This window comes from Calothrix sp. NIES-2100 (assembly GCF_963875285.1).
Lineage (GTDB): Bacteria > Cyanobacteriota > Cyanobacteriia > Cyanobacteriales > Nostocaceae > Aulosira.
In genome coordinates this window covers 1,870,523-1,889,775 of sequence record NZ_CAWNLA010000001.1, presented here as the reverse complement: position 1 = coordinate 1,889,775, position 19,253 = coordinate 1,870,523, and the positions used below count along the sequence as shown (strand labels likewise).

Below are 19,253 nucleotides of genomic sequence, written 5' to 3'. Positions count from 1 at the left end.
CGATTTTATGCATTTAGATAAATATACCTTAGATAGTTATACTCCCGGCGCAGCCTACTGGAAGCAACTTTTGTGGCATTTTGTTGGTTCGCCTATAGTTGAGAGTAATTTGCTACCGGTTTCATCTCTCAAGGTTTGGGTACTTCGCAGTTTTGGCGCTACCATTGGTCAACAAGTCCGCGTTAAACCAGGTGTGCGGGTAAAGTTTCCTTGGCGTTTGACTGTTGGTGATTTTGTTTGGATTGGGGAAAATACTTGGATTGATAACCTTGCGCCTGTGATCCTTGAAAGTCATGTGTGTCTATCGCAAGGAGTCTATCTCTGCACCGGTAACCATGACTGGTATCATCCAGATTTTAAACTGATTCCTGCACCAATTCACATCCATGAGAGTAGTTGGATTGCAGCTAAGTCGGTAATTGGCCCTGGAGTTACAGTTGGGCGCGGCGCAGTATTGGCTTTAGGTGGGGTGACTGGGCGTTCATTAAAACCAATGATAATTTATGCAGGTAACCCTGCTCAACCTATTAAGAGCAGAGTCCGGGAAAAAGTAGAAGATGTACTTCAGATATCCGCAGCAGATGAATTTATTCATGTCCGCCGCATTCTTGAACAAGATTTAACTGGGGAACCAGAATAAGGAGGATAAGAAAGCACCTATGGGGTGATATGTGAGCTAAATTTTGTTACTAGTGCGGTGAGTTAGCAGTGACCTTAAAGTACAGGTTCTGCTTGATGTGCGGTGTTCTTATAAAAAAACACATATAATGGCTAAAAACTAGATTTAGCAATGATTTTGAGCGAATATTCCATTTAAATACTGAGTATATTGTTAGATGTGCTTTCCCCGCAACCACACTTGAAAAAACTTTGATGTGCAGTGAGTGCGATTGTATTTAAATCCCAATCTTAAGATAGCTAATCAAATTTGATTAATTTTGAATGGCAAACCAAAAAATTACTTATATCCATGCCCTAGACGGACTTAGAGGGATTGCTTCATTAATGGTAATGTTTTTCCATTTCCACTGGCAACCTTTCAGTTCTTTTCTAAGTAAAGTTGCTGTATTTGGTCAAACAGGTGTAGATCTATTTTTCGTACTCTCTGGTTTTTTGATTACTAGAATTTTAATATTTACAAAAACCGAAAAAAAATATTTTACTAATTTTTATATCAGACGCGCATTGAGAATTTTTCCTTTATATTATGGATTTTTGATATTAGCTTACTTTATTTTACCCTTGTTTAAAATAGGTCATACACCACCGTTAAGTCATCAAATATGGTATTACTTATATATGCAAAATATTCCAAGTACATTTACGACTTTGCCAAGTAGCGGACCTCTTCATTTTTGGTCGCTAGCTGTTGAAGAACACTTTTATCTTTTTTGGCCATTGTTGGTATATTTCTTACCAAGAATGCATTTAATATGGGCATCTCTGGGAATTATTTTGTTATCAGTAGTCATTCGTATCATCCTAGTTAATTTTGATATAGGCGTGTTTTACTTTACTCTATGCAGATTTGATGCCCTTGCTATTGGTTCATTACTTGCCTATCTAGAATATAGGAATAAGCTTTTTGTATACAGAAAATATTTCTTAAATATTGGAATTTTTTCTTTTATTTTAATGTTGATTAGCTGGCTATTTATCGGTGGTCAACATATGGATTTAGTACAAATTATGAAATTTACAGTTATAGCTGTTTTTTATTTTTGTGTTGTCGGCTATCTATCAATCCAAAAGCCTCAAAATTTTATTTCTCAAATTATAGAAAATCGTTTTTTAGTATTTACGGGAAAAATAAGTTATGGTCTGTACGTTTTTCATCCTCTAGTTTATACCTGCATAGGTCATCAGAATTACAACTTTTATGTTGCACTTGTTCTTTCTGTTTCTTTAACATACTTAACTGCATATGTGAGCTATGAAGTGTATGAAAAATATTTCTTATCATTAAAACGATACTTTGGATACGGTTAAAAACTTTGTGTACTTGAAGCTGCTTTAGCTATTCTTCGAAGATTCTCTGGCATTATTTCAATCGTCAACTGATCGTTTGAGTTCTTGCAGCTTATGCTGCAATTCAGCAAAGAGGCAGAGGGAGGGGCCAAAAGATCCGCGCTTAAACGGAAATATAGCGGTTCTCAATTGCATAGAATACAGATCATTCGTAGGGGCACAGCAGTGCTCATTGGTGTCAACTTAAGCAAAAAGGAACCATAAGATGTAATCTAAGAACATCGGAATTGATGTTCTTAGTGATACATCATGAGTAGAAAACGTCTAGCGCGAACAGGAAACCCCCTCTTGTTTATTGCATCCAAACGAGAACCGCTATAGTGCCTCAAAATCCTTGCTAAATCTAGGCTTTAGTAATTGTATGTGATTTTTTATATGCGCAACCGTGCATCGGGCAGAACCTGTACTTTAACGTTTAAACATTCTTAAATAAACTTAATTATTGCAGTAAGTAATTAATAAAACTCAATAATCATTCTATTTTTTCTCGCAAGTTGCAATTGGTTTGTAAAGGATAATTGATAAGTGTTGTCAAAGTCATGCCTAGAGGTTGAAACTAGAAATACAACACAGCAATTATTCTTATGCTTACTATTTCTAACGTTCAATTCAAGCAGTCTTTTTGGCAACCTGCTGTTCTATTAACTTTAGGCTTTTGGCTCAGCGCTAGTGTAATTTTAGATTGGGTAATTATGCCTAGTCTATACCTTTCTGGCATGATGACCCAAGCTAGTTTTTCGACAGTTGGCTATGTGATTTTTTGGAATTTTAATCGTGTGGAATTATTGTCTGCTGCTGTAGTCTTAACTGGCGTACTAGCTTTAAGCAAAACCCAAGTTAGCTGGCGGCGCAACGGAATTGTTTTGTCTGTGCTGCTGCTAGTTATAGCTTTGCTGGATACTTATTTTTTAACGCCGCAGATGAGTGCGATCGGATTGCATCTCAATGCATTTGATGCAGAGACTACTATTCCGGCGACGATGAATTTGCTGCACGGTGGTTATTGGGTATTGGAAGCGCTCAAGCTGATAGCTGGTGGTGCGCTTTTAAATTGTTGTTGGAAACAGGAAGCTTAAGATTAAAATCTTAGGTAAAATTACACAAAGTAGGGGGCACAACAATGTTGTGCCCCCTATTAATATATGGTAATAACGATGCCGCTTTATTCAGGTGTTGATTCGGAATCGTTGAAAAATAGCAAGCGTGCGGCGAGTATGGCAAATCCTACAGCCGCGATCGCTTTTAACAACCTTGTGGGTAAAACCTCTGCAACTGCTCCCCCTGCTAATGCTCCCAATAAGCTGGTTAACAATAGAGCAGCCGCAGTACCAAAAAATACAGCCCGCCGTGATTGACTGCGACCAGAAAGGGCGATCGCCGCTAACTGGCTCTTGTCACCTAATTCTGATAAAAAAACTGTAATAAAGCTTAGTCCTAAAAGATGCCAATCCATATTATTTACGTGGGATGAAGGGGATGAAGGGGATCAGGGGGACAAGGAGGACAAGGAAGACAAGGAAGACAAATGACCAATGACCAATGACAAATGACTATTGACCAACGAATACATCCCAAAACAGCATGACGGAAATTAGCAACAACATCACACCTGCTGATTTCTCTACGGTTTTGGGGCTGAGTCGGTTGGCTATCCAACTTCCTAACAATACACCTAATAAGCTTGTAGTGATTAATGCAGCCGCAGAACCTAGAAAAACTACCCAAGGTGCATGAGATTCTGCACTCATTAATAAGGTAGATAGCTGAGTTTTATCGCCAATTTCTGCTAGAAAAATGGTGACGAAGGTTGTAATAAAAGTAACTGCTACTGTTTCTGGCTTTTTTGGAGTACCGGCTACTACAGCCTCAAGCGGCTCAATGATTGCAGTCGTTAAATTAATATCAGTACTGTCTTTTAGTTCTGGCTGGTTTTCCGTCTGAGATATGCTAGAAAGGCTCAAGGGTGTAGAGTCAAGTTTCACAGGCAGTAATCTTGTTACTAGGTTGTTTTCATATTCTTCTCATTTTCTCAGATTTTTGTAATAAATTGCAACTAGTGTTAGGCATTTTGGGAATTAGTTAAGATGTGCGATCGCTCTTTTGTGTGGAGATACTAGAGAAAGTCCTCAAGATTCCTCGCCCCAAGTGCGCAACTGCAAATACACAAACACTAGGGTGACTGCTAGTAATACCGTTGCGGCTGCGGCTGCATAACCAAAATCAAATTGACCAAAAGCTTCTTGGTAAATGTAATAAACCAGCAAGTTGGTCGAATTTAGTGGCCCACCACCTGTAATCACATAAACTTGCTCAAAACTCCGCAAGGTAAAAATAGCAGTGGTAACAATCGCAAAAATTAAAGTCGGTCGCAATCCGGGGAGGGTAATATGCCAAAATTGTTGCCAGCCGTTTGCACCATCGAGTTCGGCTGCTTCGTAACGACTGGGGGGTATTGCTTGCAATCCTGCTAAAAACACGACCATATTAAAGCCGAGTTGTTTCCAAATACTCATTAAAATGATTACTGGCATAGCCCAAAATGTGTCACCTAACCAAGGGATAGAGGGAAGGCCAAATATATTTAAAAATCCGTTCACGGGGCCAGTGGTTTGAAATAGCCAGCGAAATCCTAAACCAGCGGCGACTAGGGAAATAATTGAAGGCAAAAAGTAGGCACTGCGGATGATGCCGCGCCCAGCTAAAGAACGGTTTAATAATACTGCTAACCCTAAGGGAATCACTAAACTGGGAATGATTGTGGCGCCAGTAAAGTAAGCGGTGTTAGTTAAAACTTGCCAAAAATCGGCATTTAACAGCAAGCGCCAGTAATTTTTTAAGCCTACCAGATAAGTGCCAGAGGAGGTAAAACTACCAGCGGTGAAACTGAGGTAAAACAAATAGGCGATCGGCCAAATGATAAATAGACCTAGTAAAATCAGTGCTGGTGTGAGAAAAATCCAGGCGGCGACTGTATCATTATCTAGCAGTTGCATTTGCGAGGAACGGGATTTGGTCATAGCTATTTTCGCTTTTGAATGCGATAGGGTGTGATTCTAGAAAGAGGTGCTGCTAAGATCCGGTAAATCTATTGGCTCAACGAAATGCTGAAAATCTTACCCTACTTTGGCAAATTTGCGATCGCCAGCACAATGCTGACTCAAAGCTTACTTATAGCATTATCAATGAATCTCGACACAGCTGTGCTGGCTCAACCCACACCAGCGCCAATCCCAACTACACCGCCAATAAATCAGCCAACAAATGCGATCGCGCAGCAACTAATAGGACAATGGCAAAGTAAAGACCCTTCATCAGAGTTGGTACTCACCTTTGTGTTCTCACCAGATGGTAAATTATATATTCTTTCCCCTAATTCGCAAAAGCCGATGGCTGTGGAATTTAGGTACAGCATTGACCCAACACCAAAACCAATGCATCTTGATGTCATCATCTCTAAAGATCAAAAAAAGGCACTGACAATTTTTGAATTGACTGCTGATGGTCAGTTGCGGCTGCAATTAGATAACACTGACCCCGGTCAACCTAGACCTACGGCTTTCTCTGGAACAGCAACTTTGTTCACCAAGGTGTCTGATAATCCGAAAGTACCGGAGAATGTCAAAATTATTGACCTTGACTTATGAGTGATAATTCCATTACAGATAGTGCTACTACTAGTTTAATTTCTCCCAATATTTCTAGTAATCAATTTACATCTACCACTCCTTTAAAATTAGGTATTCTCGCTTCTGGTAATGGTAGCAATTTTGAAGCTATTGCCCAAGCTATTGAAATAGGACAGCTAAACGCCCAAATTCAGGTTTTAATTTACAACAATCCTGATGCTAAGGCTGCTATCCGGGCGGCGAATCGGGGTGTAGAAGCGGTATTGTTGAATCACCGCGATTACAAAAACCGGGAAAAGTTCGATGGGCAACTTGTACAAAGTTTACAGCAGTACGATGTGGAATGGGTAATTTTAGCTGGCTGGATGCGACTGTTAACACCAGTATTAATTGATGCCTTTCCTGAGCGAATTATTAATATCCATCCCAGCTTGTTACCGAGTTTTAAAGGTATCCATGCAGTTGAACAAGCTTTAGCAGCTGGGGTAAAAATTACTGGTTGTACGGTGCATCTAGTTTGTTTAGAAGTAGACAGTGGCCCCATCATTATGCAAGCAGCAGTACCAATCCTCGCAGATGACACCGCAGACACTCTCCATGCGCGGATTCAACTTGAGGAACATCGAATTTTACCACAGGCGATCGCCCTAGCCGCACAAAGGCGATAATTAGATCCCCGATTTCGTAAAAGGATGCTGCTGGCGAATTGTGAGTCTGACCCCTCAATACTGATATATACTCTTCTCTCGCTTACCCAACAGACCGCCCGCAGGCTGGAAGCCTGGGGCTTTGTTGGATTAGCCGCACCCTTCTAGGGTGACGGCGGTCTGTTGGGTAAGCGAGGGGTCTTACCAGCAGCATCCGTAAAAGTTGTCGGAGATCTGGAAGGATTATAAGCCATTACCAATGAGAATAAACGGTGCCCAATAATAGGGATGGCTGAGGTTATTGCTAGCTGTTCTAGGTTGGCTATTCGGGACTGTTGGCTCTACTACTATCCCTCGCTGTTGATCCACAGCCTGATTATTCCCAGTAATTAAGGCTATTTGTGCAGCTTGCAACGCTTCAGCTTTCGTCGTATTCGGCTTTTTCAATGCAGTATAGAAAGCATTCATTAAAGTTTGCGTGCCACCGTCATCAACAGACCATAAACTAGCAATAGCTGCTCTTGCTCCAGTTCTTTGAATTTGGTAACCAAAGCCCAAAATCTCTTTCCCATCGCCTAACTTATCACCCAAGCCAGTCTCGCAAGCACTCAGCACAACTAAGTCTACATGAGGTAAATTCCAGTTTTGCACATCTCGCAGAGTCGCATATTTACCATTACCAAACAGAATAAAAGAATCTTCTGCTTGACCAGCAACAAAAGCTGCATGAGTGGCGAGATGCACAACATTGTAATCATTCATTGAGTAAACAATATCTGGGTTGAATTGCTCATCCACTACTTTTTTAGTATCCCGAATTGTCGCTGCTATTCCTTCCACTTCACGACCTGCAAATTCTAGTCCTTGAAATTGGAAATCTTTGTTGCCAACTTTGATATCAACATTACGTTGGGAATTAGCAAATGCAGCAGCTAAAACTTGGATTTGCGGCTGTGGTTTTGTGGTGAAATTTGTCAAGCTCAGAGCAGTAATATTATTGATGCGGAAGCGTTGCACTAACCATTGTTTACCATCATATAAAGCCGCTAACGGAATATAACGCAGTTTGCCATCGGGAGCGTAAATAATGGTTTTGGTTTTGGCTTGGGCTAAGTCTTTTTCGATAGGTTTAATCAGCCAGTCATAGAGTTGACCAGCAGAAACTTTAGGATTACTAGTCCGAGTTTGCAAGTCGCTGCGATATTTCTTAATGGTACTATTCAGTTGTTCTTCAGTTACGGCAACTGTGCGGTGAATAGGAGGCCCGTAGGGAGTTGCTAACACCAATTCCAGACGGTCTTTAAGAACTAAAGGATAGAGAATTACTGCATCTTGCTTGAGTCGCTGAAGATTATCTTGGATAGTTTTTACTTGCGTCTCTAAATTAATATTGTCTCCCCCAGTGCTTTGTTGTAACTCTGCTACTAGTTTTTCCACTTCTGGGTCTTTGAGAAATTCACCAAACTTTTGGCGAATATCTGTTTGAAATTTTCGCAATTCTACAATTCGCTGTTGTTGGCTACTCGTTCTTTTACTTGCTGGTTGAATCTTTTCTAGTTCATCTAGTTCTTTACCCAAAGCTACTGCTTTATCAAGGATGGCGTTTGTATTAGGGTCAGTAGGTCGTTCCAGTGACCTCGTTCTCTGGCTAATCTTCAGAAAATCTTTCACCTCTTGCAGTTTCAGCAAATCTAATACCTGCTGTGCTTCGGCTATCTTACCTTGAGCAAGTAACAAATCACCCAACTCGCGATAAGTATCTGCTTTGGTTTCTCCTTTGGGACCAGCTTGTAGGAAGGATGTTTGCAACTGTGGCGGTAAACCTTGAATTTTTTGCCGCACTTCCTCTAACCCACGAACAGCTTTTTGATAATATTCAATAGCCTTCTGTGGCTTATTTAAACTGCGATAGGCGCGAGCTAAACCTGTATAAGCACCACTACCACTTCCTGGAATATTGGGAGTGGGATTTGTTTTTAATGCTTCTTCATATAAGGATATCGCCTGTTGAATTTGTCCCGATTTGCGGTAAAAATAACCTAAGTTTTCTAAGGCATTATACTCTAGCGATCGGTCTTTTAGCTTCCTCGCAATAGTCAATGCTTCTTGGCCTGTAGCAATAGCTTTTGGATAGTCTTTTAAGCTTTCATAAATACCGCTCAAACTCATTAGCGCCGTAGCTTTCAATACAGGACTTTTACTTTCCTCAAATGCTGTTGCTGCTTGTTGCACCAATTCAAGTGCTTTTTGAGAATTTCCTTGGTTATCATAAATGCTAGCTAATAATAGCAGTGTACCACCTTCAAATAAATGATTTTGAGTTTTGCGAGCAATAGTGAGAGTTTGCTGGTAAAAAGAAATTGCCTGTGGATAGTCTCCCAAATTCCCGTAAATAATACCTAGTGAAGGTAGGGCTAGTAGTTCGACGAATGGATCTTTGATTTCTTGGGCAATAGCTAAACCTTGTTTGGCAAAATCAATTGCTTTGGGATACTCCTTGAGACTGATATAAGTAAGACTTAAGTAACTCAAAGCAGTTGATTCTAAAAAACGGTTTTTACTTTCCCGCGCAATAGTCAAGCCTTGTTGTAACAACTCAATGGCTTTTTGATGATCATTTTGCCCACGAGAGGAAGCAGCACCTAAAATAATTAATGCTAGCCCTTCTGTATTATGGTTTTTAATGTGCTGACCATTTTTTGAGGGATTTTCGCCTCTGGCAATTGCTAGGGCTTGTTGACTAAAGTCAATGGCTTTGAGATGATCTCCCTGTGCCATATAAATAGCAGCAATATTTACCAAAACATCACTTTCAAATTCAGTTCCTTTGGTGATGGATAATGCTTGTTGAAGTAGCTCAAATGCCTTGGGTAAGTTGCCCCTGTAGCTGTAAGTACTGCCTAAAAGCATTAAAATCTTACCCTCGTCATCACGATTTTTAGTTTCCCTTACTATTACTAAGGCTTGCTGATAGTATTCAATACTTTGGGGTAAATTTTCCAGTTCTGAATAAGCCAATCCCACTTGCGTTAGGGTACGTTGTTCTAAATCCCGGTCTTTGCTTTCCCTCGCAACTTTGATAGCTTGTTGATAGTAGGTAATTGCTTTAGGTTCGTTTTTCATATCACTAAAAGCATTACCTAAATTTATCAGCACCTTTGTTTCTTTTTCCCAGTCTTTAATTTCTTCAGCAATAGCTAGTGCTTGCTGATAGTATTCAATAGCTTTTTGGTATTTCTGTAAATTATAATTAGCAAGACCAAGACCTCTGACAGCCGTGAGTTGATATGAACGATTTTTGATTTCTTGAGCAATAACTAATGCTTGCTGGAAATATTCAATTGCCTTGGGGTAATCTTTAAGTGAATCGTGGTAAATGCTACCTATATCATTCAACAAATCAGATTCTTGCTCGCGCTTCTTTAAATCCCGCACAACCGCGAGACTTTGTTGATAATATTCAATTGCTTTTGCATATTCCTGTAGTGAATTATATGCCTTACCAAAACCGTAAGCTAAAATTTTAAATTCGCTTTCCCGGTCTTTAATTTCTCTAGAAATTATCAAAGCTTGTTGAGAGGTGCTAATTATTTTTTGATAATCTTTTAGAGAACTATAAGTATCAACTAGAGATTTTAGAATATCTAACTCACAATCACGCTTGTTAGTTTTTCGCTCAATCACTAAAGCTTGATTATAATAGTCAATTGCTTTGGTGTATTCTTGCAACTCTCCATAAGCTGCACCAAAAGCATAAATATCTCGTGATTCACAATTGAGTTTTTTAATTTCTAAGTTAATTTTAGTACTCTGCTGGAAGTAATCTAGAGCTTTTGGCTGATCTTTTAAAGACTGGTAGGCTTTGCCGATGTTATATAAAAGATTTAATTCCCGATTCTTATCTTTAATTTCTCGTGTAGGTGCTAATGCTTCCTGGTAATAATTAATGGCTTGTTGGTAATTTTTGAGTTTATAGTTGTAAACAGTACCAAGATTTTGCAGGCTGACAGATTGATATTCACTGTTTTTTATTTCTTTAGCGATCGCTAGAGTTTGCTGATAGTAATCAATGGCTTTTTGGTAATCATTTAGAGAATCAGAGTAAATATTACCTATAGATATTAAAGTCGATAATACTCTTTGGCGATCGCCGATTTCTTTCGCAATTGCTAGGTTTTGTTGATAGTACTCAATTGCTTTCTGGTAATCTTTCAGCGAGTTATAGCTATCCGCCAAACTAGTTAGCGCAGCAATAGCTAACTTCCGGTTATTAATCTGCCGTGCTACTACCAAGCTTTGTTGATAGTAATCACTTGCCTTTTGATAATTCTCTTGGGCATAGTAAAGATGACCAAAACGCCGTAAACTATCTGCCTCAAGTTCACGATTTTTAATTTCTCTGGCAATTACCAGTGCTTGCTGTTGGTAATCTAGGGATTTGGTATAGTCTTTTAAGGATTTATACGCTACACCCAGTATAGTTAAAGACTTTCCTTCTAATGTACGATCTTTTATTTCCCGTGCAACTGCTAAACTTTGCTGAGAATATTCAATCCCTTTCTCATTCTTATCTGAGAAAACATAGGCATTACCTAAACCTTGCAACGCCTTACCTTCTCCCTGACGGTCTTTAATTTCCTTATAAATAGCTAGTGCTTGTTGGAAAGACTCCAAAGCTGCTTCATTTTGATTTTCATCAAGCTGCTTAGTTCCTGTTTCCACAAGTTTATCTGCTTCCGCCTTCCGGTTTTGCGGTGGGGTGACTTTACCCGTATTAGGTGTTTGTGCTACAGCGCTGTATATTTTTGGTTGTCCATACACAGCCGCAACTATCAAAATTATCACAGTTGCGGTGATTGTAGAGAAGCGATATATGCTATTTTTGCCAGCTTGTAGAGGTAGATTCATAGGGAAGGCTTCCAGAAATTTTTTGAGAGCATTTGTTATCTTCTCTACATATATATTTCTCAGCCTTCCTAAACTTAAGCAAGCAGTAGACAGAAATGTGATATTTGTTAATAATTATTGGTTGCTATAGCGGTTCTCAATCAAAAAATCAGAAGTGGTAGGCGATGTCTGGCGACAACAAGCGTCGCTCTCTACAGATTTTAGGTGAGCATGGATTCGGCGATCGCACATCAATTGAATTTTTCTTGCCAACTTATCTGTCAACCGTCAACCGTCAACCGTCAACCGTCAACCGTCAACCGTCAAAGACTTTAACGGAATAATTTATTTTTTGCAGTTCCCTTCTGTAATTTTTTCTCTATACTTTTCGCAACTTCCACATATAACTAGAAATCAAGTTCGTCATCATATGAGCAATAATCGGTACTAATAAGTTACCGGTAAAAAGGGCGCTGTATCCTAATATTAAGCCGACGATGGTTGCCCACAGTACATAAGGCCATTGCTGAGAACCACTCAGATGCAATACGCCAAAGCAAAGACTTGATACAATTACAGCAACATGATCTGCGCCTAAGGCGGGTATCATCACACCGCGAAATAATAATTCTTCACTTAACCCCGGTAGCAATCCCAGCCAAATGATATCTGGTAAAACTAAAGGCTTGAGTACCAAATCCAGGTAATAATCTGCACTTTTACGGTAGGCTGGGACAAAGCGATAAGTTAAGCCACTCAAAGTGGTGATGATTAATCCCAACCCCACCCCCAAGAGTAAATCTCTTTCGTTCCAGCGCCAAGGAAATATAGATACTTCACCAAAGCGTAACCATAGTTTGGCGACTATCCACAAAATGATAGCAGTCGCTCCCATCGCTCCCAGTACTTGGATGCGTGTTAGGTAGGGAATTTCTGGTTCTTGTTTTTGTTGTTCAACCACGGGTGTTTAGGGGGATGAGGGGCAGGGGGACAAGGGGACGCGGGGACGCGGAGAAATAATTAATGATTATTCACAAATGACAAATGACTAATGACAAATGACTAATAAATAAGTTGCTGTAATGAAGTTATTTGCGGACTCAGAGCAGAGGGATTAACGCCTGCTTTGTGTGCTGCTAAAACGCCGACTGCTTCTAAATATGAGTTTACCTGTATGGATTTTATCCCTAGAGGTTGGGGAGGAACTTGGATTTGAGTTTGATTTTCCGCAACTGTGATAATTTGGCATCGGCTTTGATTTAAGCTGAGAATTGCACTACTACCACAAGCGGTTGCTGGTACGATCGCCGCATCAATTTGATCTGCCCAAATATCTTCTCTTCGAGATTGGACTGTTCCTTTATCTATGATAAATTGTGGTGCGCGACTTAAACCCACAAGAACGCACGGTAAAAAAGTATAGCCTATTTCTTCGGCGGCGGAACGGGGAGATAAATTTGCATCTGGTGGTGCGGCAGCTAATGCGGGAGAATGGGCGCAGGGAATTTGAAAGCTACGCACGATTAAATGGCTGATAACGGCTTCTGCACCTGCTAAGGGATCTACGCCTTTACCTTGGCGATAGTTTTCGACTGCTTCCTCTTCCATATCATCAGGGAAACGGGCTACTACTGCGATCGCTTCTGCTCCCGCTTGTTTAATTAGTACCTCTGCTGCTCTTAATAAACTATCTGGGTTACCAATTGTCCCCCAACTAATACCAGATGGCGATGTTCGTAATTCTATATTTAATGGCGTATCTGTAATTACATAATCTGTCAGGGTTAAGCCTAGTGTCGCTCTGGCTGCATCTGCTGCTTGCAAGTGTCGCAGCTTTAATTCTGGCTCTATCCCCTGGTCTAAAAGCAAACCTATTTTGTTTCTATGTACAGGACGCAATCCCCAGCATCCAGCAGCAAATTTGTCAAGTCCGTAACCTTCAACATAGAAAGTATTGGGTAAGTTCCAGTACAAACTTGCACCGTTGAGGACATTCGGATGGGTGATGAGGCGATCGCACACCTGTGATATAACTCTGGCTACTGGTAAAGCATCCCCAGCATAACCGCCGATCGCAGCTCCAACGCCAGTTGGTACAATTAAAATAGCAGTATATGGACGTTGCATAACAATTCCTGAGTGCTGAGTAGTCAGATTAGTCATCAGTAACTTAACTTTTGCTTCATTTTCCACTACTCAGAACTAGTTACTAATTATTCAGCTGTTGTTGTGGTGACAACAGCTTCCACAGTCGCCTTTTGCTGTTCTGTATCCACAGAGGTAATTGCCCAACGTAAAGGTTCACCCTGTTTTTGCAATTCGGCGGCAATTACTTGCTCTAACTCTGTTGCAGTTTCTTGGAGGTCAATTTCTGCGGTAATAAAATGGGTAGTCATTCTGCTTTAGCCTCGTGATTAGCGCTTTCTAGAAAGGATGAAGTATTATAGCAATCCTATCCCAGTTGTGAAAATATTTTTTAACTAACCGCCAAGTACGCCAAGTACGCCAAGGGTAAGAGAAATAATCGAGAGTTGGAAAGTTTCACACATGATTTAGGACTGCTATAAGATAGAAATTTCCGTCAATTTTTCATTCTTTAGCCTTCATCCTTGATCCTTTAATTAGTCTCTGCCAAATTGCAACTGATAAAGTGTATCTTCTTTTTCTGTTTCAAGTTTTAAATCAGAAAGAGGTTTGGCGACACAAAGCAACACATAGCCTTGTTTTTGTAATTCTGGACTAACGCCCATACCATCAGCTTGATCCACAGTTCCCTCGCTAAGTTTACCAGCGCAAGTTGTGCAAACACCTGCACCGCAAGAAGTCGGCAAGTCCAAACCAGAAGATTGAGCAACTGATAAAATAGTTGCGTTTTCGGGCACTTGCAAAGTATAAATTTTGTCTTGGTGGTGAATCTCAACGCTGTAAGTTTTGGGCATATACAAAAAGAGTGTAACTTAACTAACAAAGGAAATATTTTATCTGATGAATAGACACATAACCAAGTGGAGAAAAGTCAATTCAGGAATTATTTTCAAATAGATTTATTGGCAAAAGTCGCTATACAGTGATAATTATAAGTCCTGGCCAGACCAAAAAACTTCAAGTAGGGAGACTGATTACCTGTTGATACTGTGGATGAAGACTTGTAAGCTTGAATTCTCCTGAAATATAGGCAGTGATTATAAACACTAAAACCATCTGTGGCTAATATTTGGAGCGTAAAATGTTGGAATCATATCGTCAACACGTTGTAGAAAGAGCAGAATTAGGAATTCCCCCTTTACCGTTAGATGCAAAGCAAACTTCAGATTTGTGCGAATTACTGAAGAATCCGCCCAAAGGGGAAGAAGATACATTATTGCATTTATTGCGCGATCGCGTACCCCCTGGAGTAGATGCGGCGGCTTATGTCAAAGCTGGGTTTTTGACTGCTATTGCCAAAGGTGAAACTAAAAGCCCTTTAATTTCGCGTATCCAAGCGGTAGAATTACTAGGGACAATGGTAGGCGGCTACAATGTCCAATCTTTAATTGAATTGCTGCAAACTCCCACCGTCTCGGTTTCCGACTCTTCCGAAACCCCCTTGGTGATGGGGGGACAAGGAAAGGAACCCATCGCCGCCTATGCCGCCAACGCCCTCAGCAAAATTCTGTTGGTGTATGATGCTTTCCATGATGTTTTGGAGTTATCTAAAACTAATCCCTTTGCCAAGCGCGTAATTGATTCTTGGGCGGAAGCTGAGTGGTTTACGATTCGTCCCCAACTCCCAGAAACAATTACCGTTACAGTTTTCAAAGTCCCTGGTGAAACGAATACCGACGACTTATCCCCCGCCCAAAGTGCTACCACTCGCCCGGATATTCCCTTACACGCCTTAGTGATGCTAGAGTCACGGCAACCAGGAAGCTTAAAAACCATTGCCGAATTAAAGAAAAAAGGGCATCCTGTCGCCTACGTAGGTGATGTAGTTGGTACAGGTTCCTCCCGTAAATCTGCGATCAACTCTGTATTGTGGCACATGGGAAATGATATTCCCTTTGTTCCCAACAAGCGCGCTGGGGGATATATTTTAGGAAGTGCGATCGCGCCTATTTTCTTTAATACAGCTGAAGATGCCGGTGCTTTGCCGATTCAGTGTGATGTCACCCAGTTAGAAACCGGTGACGTGATTACCATCCATCCCTACAAAGGCGAAATCACCAATGAAGCCGGCGAAGTTATTACCACCTTCACCCTCAAACCCGATACCATTCTCGATGAAGTTCGTGCAGGTGGACGCATTCCGCTGTTAATTGGGCGTACCCTCACCGACAAAACCCGCCAAGCACTCGGTTTAGCACCCAGCACTCTGTTTATCCGTCCCCAAGCACCAGAAGATACAGGTAAAGGCTACACCCTCGCCCAGAAAATGGTAGGGAAAGCTTGCGGATTACCCGGTGTGCGCCCCGGTACATCTTGCGAACCCATCATGACTACCGTTGGTTCCCAAGATACCACAGGCCCCATGACCCGCGACGAGTTAAAAGAACTAGCTTGTCTTGGTTTCAGTGCTGATTTAGTGATGCAGAGTTTCTGTCACACCGCAGCTTATCCCAAACCAGTGGATATCAAAACCCATCACGACTTACCAGACTTTTTCGCCCAACGCGGCGGCGTTGCCCTACGTCCTGGTGATGGTATCATCCACTCATGGTTAAACCGGATGCTACTACCCGACACCGTCGGAACTGGCGGCGACTCTCACACCCGCTTTCCCCTAGGTATTTCCTTCCCCGCAGGTTCCGGGTTAGTCGCCTTTGCTGCGGCTTTGGGTGTCATGCCTTTGGATATGCCAGAGTCAGTTTTGGTAAGATTCAAAGGAGAATTACAGCCAGGAATTACCCTCAGAGATATTGTTAACGCCATACCCTACGTCGCCATTCAAAAAGGATTGCTAACAGTAGAGAAAGAGAACAAGAAAAATATCTTCTCTGGACGGATTTTAGAACTCGAAGGCTTACCCGATTTAAAAGTTGAACAAGCCTTTGAATTAACAGATGCATCAGCAGAACGTTCCTGTGCAGGTTGCACAATTAAACTGAGTCCAGAAACAATTGCTGAATATCTGCGTTCTAACATCTCGCTGTTAAAGAATATGATAGCCAGAGGTTATCATGATGAGCGTACGATCATGCGTCGTGTCGCCAAAATGGAAGAATGGTTAGCCCATCCCGTATTACTGGAAGCTGATGCAGATGCAGAGTATGCCGAAATAATTGAAATTGATTTGAACGAAATCAAAGAACCAATTGTTGCCGCTCCCAATGACCCCGATAATGTGAAATTATTATCGGAAGTTGCTAACGATCCAGTGCAAGAAGTATTTGTTGGGTCTTGTATGACAAATATCGGTCATTATCGGGCAACAGCGAAAGTATTGGAAGGCGCAGGTGAAGTAAAAACACGCCTGTGGATAGCACCCCCAACCCGCATGGACGAATACCAACTTAAAGAAGAAGGTGTGTATAGCATTTTTGGTGCTGCGGGTGCGAGGACAGAAATGCCAGGATGCAGTTTATGCATGGGTAATCAAGCGCGAGTTGCTGATGGCACAACTGTATTTTCCACTTCTACCCGCAACTTTAATAATCGCATGGGTAAAGGTGCAAGAGTGTATTTAGGTTCCGCCGAATTAGCCGCAGTTTGTGCATTGTTAGGACGCATTCCCACAGTGCAAGAATACTTGGATATTGTGGCGAAGAAGATTAATCCTTTCGCTGAGAATTTGTATCGATATTTGAACTTCGATCAAATCGCCGGTTTTGAGGATGAAGGGCGAGTGATTAGTAAGGAGCAGCAGGCTTTGTTGGTATAGTTTTATCAGGTGGGTGTAATGCCCACCTATCTGTTATTGCAGGGTAACAATGCCAGCAAAAGATATCTACCATGATGCGGTAAAAAATGCCTTAATTAAAGATGGCTGGACGATTACGGCTGATCCTTATACCATTAAATATGAAAAAATTCAGTTATTTGCTGATTTACTTGCTGATAGAACTTTAGAAGTTGAACGTAATGGACAACAAATTATTGTAGAAATCAAAAGTTTTATTAGTCGTTCACCGATACGTGAATTTGAAACAGCTTTAGGTCAATATATTATTTATCGTACTTTATTAAAAGCTGTTTTGCCCGAAACTAAAATTTATTTAGGGATTAGTAGGGCTATTTATCAATCATTTTTTCAGCAAAAAGCAATTTTATTAGTAATTGAAGAGACTAATTTACTTCTAATAATTGTTGATTTGAAAACAGAGGAGATTGTTAAATGGATAAACTAGCAAATTATCGGAATTTAATCAAAAAAATTCTCACAGAATATGAACAATTAGCATCACAAACTCCTAATCCTTCTGGAGTTGATAGTGTCTTAGCTTTGGATGAACAAAGAGATCAATATATTTGGTTTCAAGTTGGTTGGCATGACGAGAAAAAAATTACTGCAATTACTGTTTATGTTCGCATTAAAAATGAGAAGATTTACATTGAAGAAGATTGGACAGAAGAAGGAATCGCTACTGAGTTATTAAGGGAAGGTGTACCGAAAGAAGATATTGTTTTAGCTTTTCACTCTCCAGAAACTCGTAAATTGACTGAGTTTGCGATCGCCTAATCAACCAAAAAAAATATAATTTATCAAAGTCAAAAACCTTAAGCTGTGTAGGTTGGGTGTGACTACGTTCAACCCAACCTTGTATCTTAAGAGAAGTAGTAGACCGTCCCAACCTTAGTTATTAATTTACAAGTAGGGAATATTGTCAATTGGCAATGCTTGAAAAGCTGTGTTAAATTCAATACAGCATATTTTCAATATTTCATATTTAACAATAATCATGTCGTTAGAACTTATATTAGCAATTGTCTCAACGATAACAGGTGTGATTTCAGCTTTTATCGCATATAAAGAGTATAAGAGAAAACATCATAAAAATGAAAAAACATTTTTCTCTCGTCAACCACCTCAAATAAATAATCAATCCATCTCACCTATTCATAATTATTCATTATATCAAGGAATATCGAATGATTCTGTAGTTAATAATCAAAGACAATTAAATGATTTAGAAATTACCAAAGCTGAAATTGTTAAGTTGACAGGTATAAATATAGATCAAACATTTAAAGATTTTCGTTACTACATGAGGAAAAATAGTTATGGAAATACAACGTATAATAGAATATACTCTATGTTTCACCCGTTGTTTTCTGTAATAGCTGGTATTTTTTTCCTTTATTACGTTTATTTATATACAGTAAATATCAGCAAGATTAATTTTTCTCATATTAATTTAAAGGAGGAATTCGGTACTGCACTAGCGTTTTATGTTCAGTGGAGTTCACTTTTAGGAGTTGGTATTTCACGAATAAGGGAATGGAAAGAGTTTAATAAATTCATTCAAAGACAATTAAGTCAAAAAGAATCTATTGTATTAGGCATCATTGCTGAACTTGTATGTGTTATTGCATTTATAATATATTTTGTTAAACGAAATCTCACTATTACAGATGCTGTAAAGCTGGTTGTATTCTTTAATCCTTTTGTAATGTTTGTTATTCCATTCTTTTTAACGATGTTAATAATGTATATACCCGATATACTACTGGACTATATATATATGCCAATAATATTTAATAAAAGAAAAAGAAAATATAAACTAATCAAATTGATACTTCAGGAAATAAAACAATACAATAAATTAATTGAAGATATAAAAGTGATAGATAAGTTGAGAGCGGTTGGGAATGAAGTTAATTTAAATAACAGAGAACAAGTTATTGAAGCTCTATCTATTACTCGTTCAGACTTAATTCGTGCTTTAAAAACTGAAAGAATATTAAGAGAACATCCGAATTTTAAAGCTGAAAACTTTCAAGTAAATTTGAACGCACTAAACGCCTTAAAAGTAAGCCAAAAAGCAACAGAATATGCAAATATTCTAGATGAGACATTACAAATAGCAGTTAGCGTACAACAAGAGATGAATAAATTACAATTTCTTCCTTAGAGGTATGGAGTTGTGAA

18 protein-coding genes are annotated in these 19,253 nt (G+C 39.8%); 10 read left to right on the top strand and 8 right to left on the bottom strand.

The features are described 5' to 3' along the window. Positions 1-7: 7 nt before the first annotated feature. From AACU32_RS08050 to AACU32_RS08040, 3 genes are all read left to right on the top strand, one after another. Positions 8-640, top strand: coding sequence for a WcaF family extracellular polysaccharide biosynthesis acetyltransferase (locus tag AACU32_RS08050; protein WP_096599105.1), 633 nt, complete (start codon positions 8-10; stop codon positions 638-640). A 302-nt stretch (positions 641-942) separates the two neighbouring features. Next, positions 943-1,989, top strand: a complete 1,047-nt coding sequence (locus AACU32_RS08045; RefSeq protein WP_096599104.1) for an acyltransferase family protein — start codon at positions 943-945, stop codon at positions 1,987-1,989. 623 nt (positions 1,990-2,612) lie between these two features. Further along, complete coding sequence (locus AACU32_RS08040; RefSeq protein WP_096599103.1) at positions 2,613-3,104, top strand: hypothetical protein; 492 nt, start codon at positions 2,613-2,615, stop codon at positions 3,102-3,104. Between the two features lie 86 nt (positions 3,105-3,190). Here the strand turns inward: AACU32_RS08040 and AACU32_RS08035 are convergent, their stop codons facing one another. The 3 genes from AACU32_RS08035 to AACU32_RS08025 form a co-directional block, all read right to left on the bottom strand. After that, positions 3,191-3,481, bottom strand: a complete 291-nt coding sequence (locus AACU32_RS08035; protein WP_096599102.1) for a TMEM165/GDT1 family protein — start codon at positions 3,479-3,481, stop codon at positions 3,191-3,193. Between the two features lie 97 nt (positions 3,482-3,578). After that, positions 3,579-4,010 carry a TMEM165/GDT1 family protein gene (locus tag AACU32_RS08030; RefSeq protein WP_096599101.1) on the bottom strand — a complete coding sequence of 144 codons (432 nt, stop codon included), beginning with the start codon at positions 4,008-4,010 and terminating at the stop codon, positions 3,579-3,581. Positions 4,011-4,154: 144 nt separating this feature from the next. Continuing rightward, the gene (locus tag AACU32_RS08025; protein ID WP_096599100.1) at positions 4,155-5,045 is read right to left on the bottom strand and encodes a carbohydrate ABC transporter permease; all 891 of its coding nucleotides are present in this window, start codon (positions 5,043-5,045) and stop codon (positions 4,155-4,157) included. A gap of 84 nt (positions 5,046-5,129) precedes the next feature. Here AACU32_RS08025 and AACU32_RS08020 point away from each other — a divergent pair, with 84 nt between their 5' ends. Together AACU32_RS08020 and purN are read left to right on the top strand one after the other, a co-directional pair. Beyond that, complete coding sequence (locus tag AACU32_RS08020; protein WP_096599099.1) at positions 5,130-5,672, top strand: hypothetical protein; 543 nt, start codon at positions 5,130-5,132, stop codon at positions 5,670-5,672. Next, on the top strand, positions 5,669-6,322 hold the full coding sequence (gene purN, locus AACU32_RS08015; protein WP_096599098.1) for a phosphoribosylglycinamide formyltransferase: 654 nt from the start codon (positions 5,669-5,671) through the stop codon (positions 6,320-6,322). Before AACU32_RS08020 ends, purN begins: the two co-directional genes overlap by 4 nt. A 222-nt stretch (positions 6,323-6,544) precedes the next feature. Here purN and AACU32_RS08010 read toward each other — a convergent pair whose 3' ends face one another. After that, on the bottom strand, positions 6,545-11,209 hold the full coding sequence (locus AACU32_RS08010) for a tetratricopeptide repeat protein (RefSeq protein ID WP_096599097.1): 4,665 nt from the start codon (positions 11,207-11,209) through the stop codon (positions 6,545-6,547). Positions 11,210-11,373: 164 nt separating this feature from the next. Between AACU32_RS08010 and AACU32_RS08005 the strand changes: the two genes are divergently transcribed. Then, positions 11,374-11,532, top strand: a complete 159-nt coding sequence (locus tag AACU32_RS08005; protein ID WP_339377647.1) for a hypothetical protein — start codon at positions 11,374-11,376, stop codon at positions 11,530-11,532. 35 nt (positions 11,533-11,567) lie between these two features. Here the strand turns inward: AACU32_RS08005 and AACU32_RS08000 are convergent, their stop codons facing one another. From AACU32_RS08000 to AACU32_RS07985, 4 genes are all read right to left on the bottom strand, one after another. Then, positions 11,568-12,149, bottom strand: a complete 582-nt coding sequence (locus tag AACU32_RS08000) for a CPBP family intramembrane glutamic endopeptidase (protein ID WP_096599096.1) — start codon at positions 12,147-12,149, stop codon at positions 11,568-11,570. 101 nt (positions 12,150-12,250) lie between these two features. Further along, positions 12,251-13,315: a DUF3326 domain-containing protein gene (locus AACU32_RS07995; protein WP_096607908.1), complete on the bottom strand. Its 1,065-nt coding sequence runs from the start codon at positions 13,313-13,315 to the stop codon at positions 12,251-12,253. Between the two features lie 86 nt (positions 13,316-13,401). Further along, positions 13,402-13,584: a hypothetical protein gene (locus tag AACU32_RS07990; protein ID WP_096599095.1), complete on the bottom strand. Its 183-nt coding sequence runs from the start codon at positions 13,582-13,584 to the stop codon at positions 13,402-13,404. A gap of 225 nt (positions 13,585-13,809) precedes the next feature. Beyond that, the gene (locus tag AACU32_RS07985; RefSeq protein ID WP_096599094.1) at positions 13,810-14,127 is read right to left on the bottom strand and encodes a 2Fe-2S iron-sulfur cluster-binding protein; all 318 of its coding nucleotides are present in this window, start codon (positions 14,125-14,127) and stop codon (positions 13,810-13,812) included. Positions 14,128-14,414: 287 nt separating this feature from the next. Between AACU32_RS07985 and acnB the strand changes: the two genes are divergently transcribed. The 4 genes from acnB (at position 14,415) to AACU32_RS07965 (ending at position 19,236) form a co-directional block, all read left to right on the top strand. Next, positions 14,415-17,045, top strand: coding sequence for a bifunctional aconitate hydratase 2/2-methylisocitrate dehydratase (gene acnB, locus AACU32_RS07980; protein WP_096599093.1), 2,631 nt, complete (start codon positions 14,415-14,417; stop codon positions 17,043-17,045). A 49-nt stretch (positions 17,046-17,094) separates the two neighbouring features. Beyond that, positions 17,095-17,511: a XisH family protein gene (locus AACU32_RS07975; protein ID WP_096599092.1), complete on the top strand. Its 417-nt coding sequence runs from the start codon at positions 17,095-17,097 to the stop codon at positions 17,509-17,511. After that, entirely contained in the window at positions 17,499-17,843 is a 345-nt protein-coding gene (locus tag AACU32_RS07970; RefSeq protein WP_096599091.1) for a XisI protein, read from the top strand. The genes AACU32_RS07975 and AACU32_RS07970 overlap by 13 nt, the downstream gene beginning before the upstream one ends. A 220-nt stretch (positions 17,844-18,063) precedes the next feature. Beyond that, positions 18,064-19,236, top strand: coding sequence for a hypothetical protein (locus tag AACU32_RS07965; protein ID WP_096599090.1), 1,173 nt, complete (start codon positions 18,064-18,066; stop codon positions 19,234-19,236). The last annotated feature ends 17 nt before the right edge of the window (positions 19,237-19,253 follow it).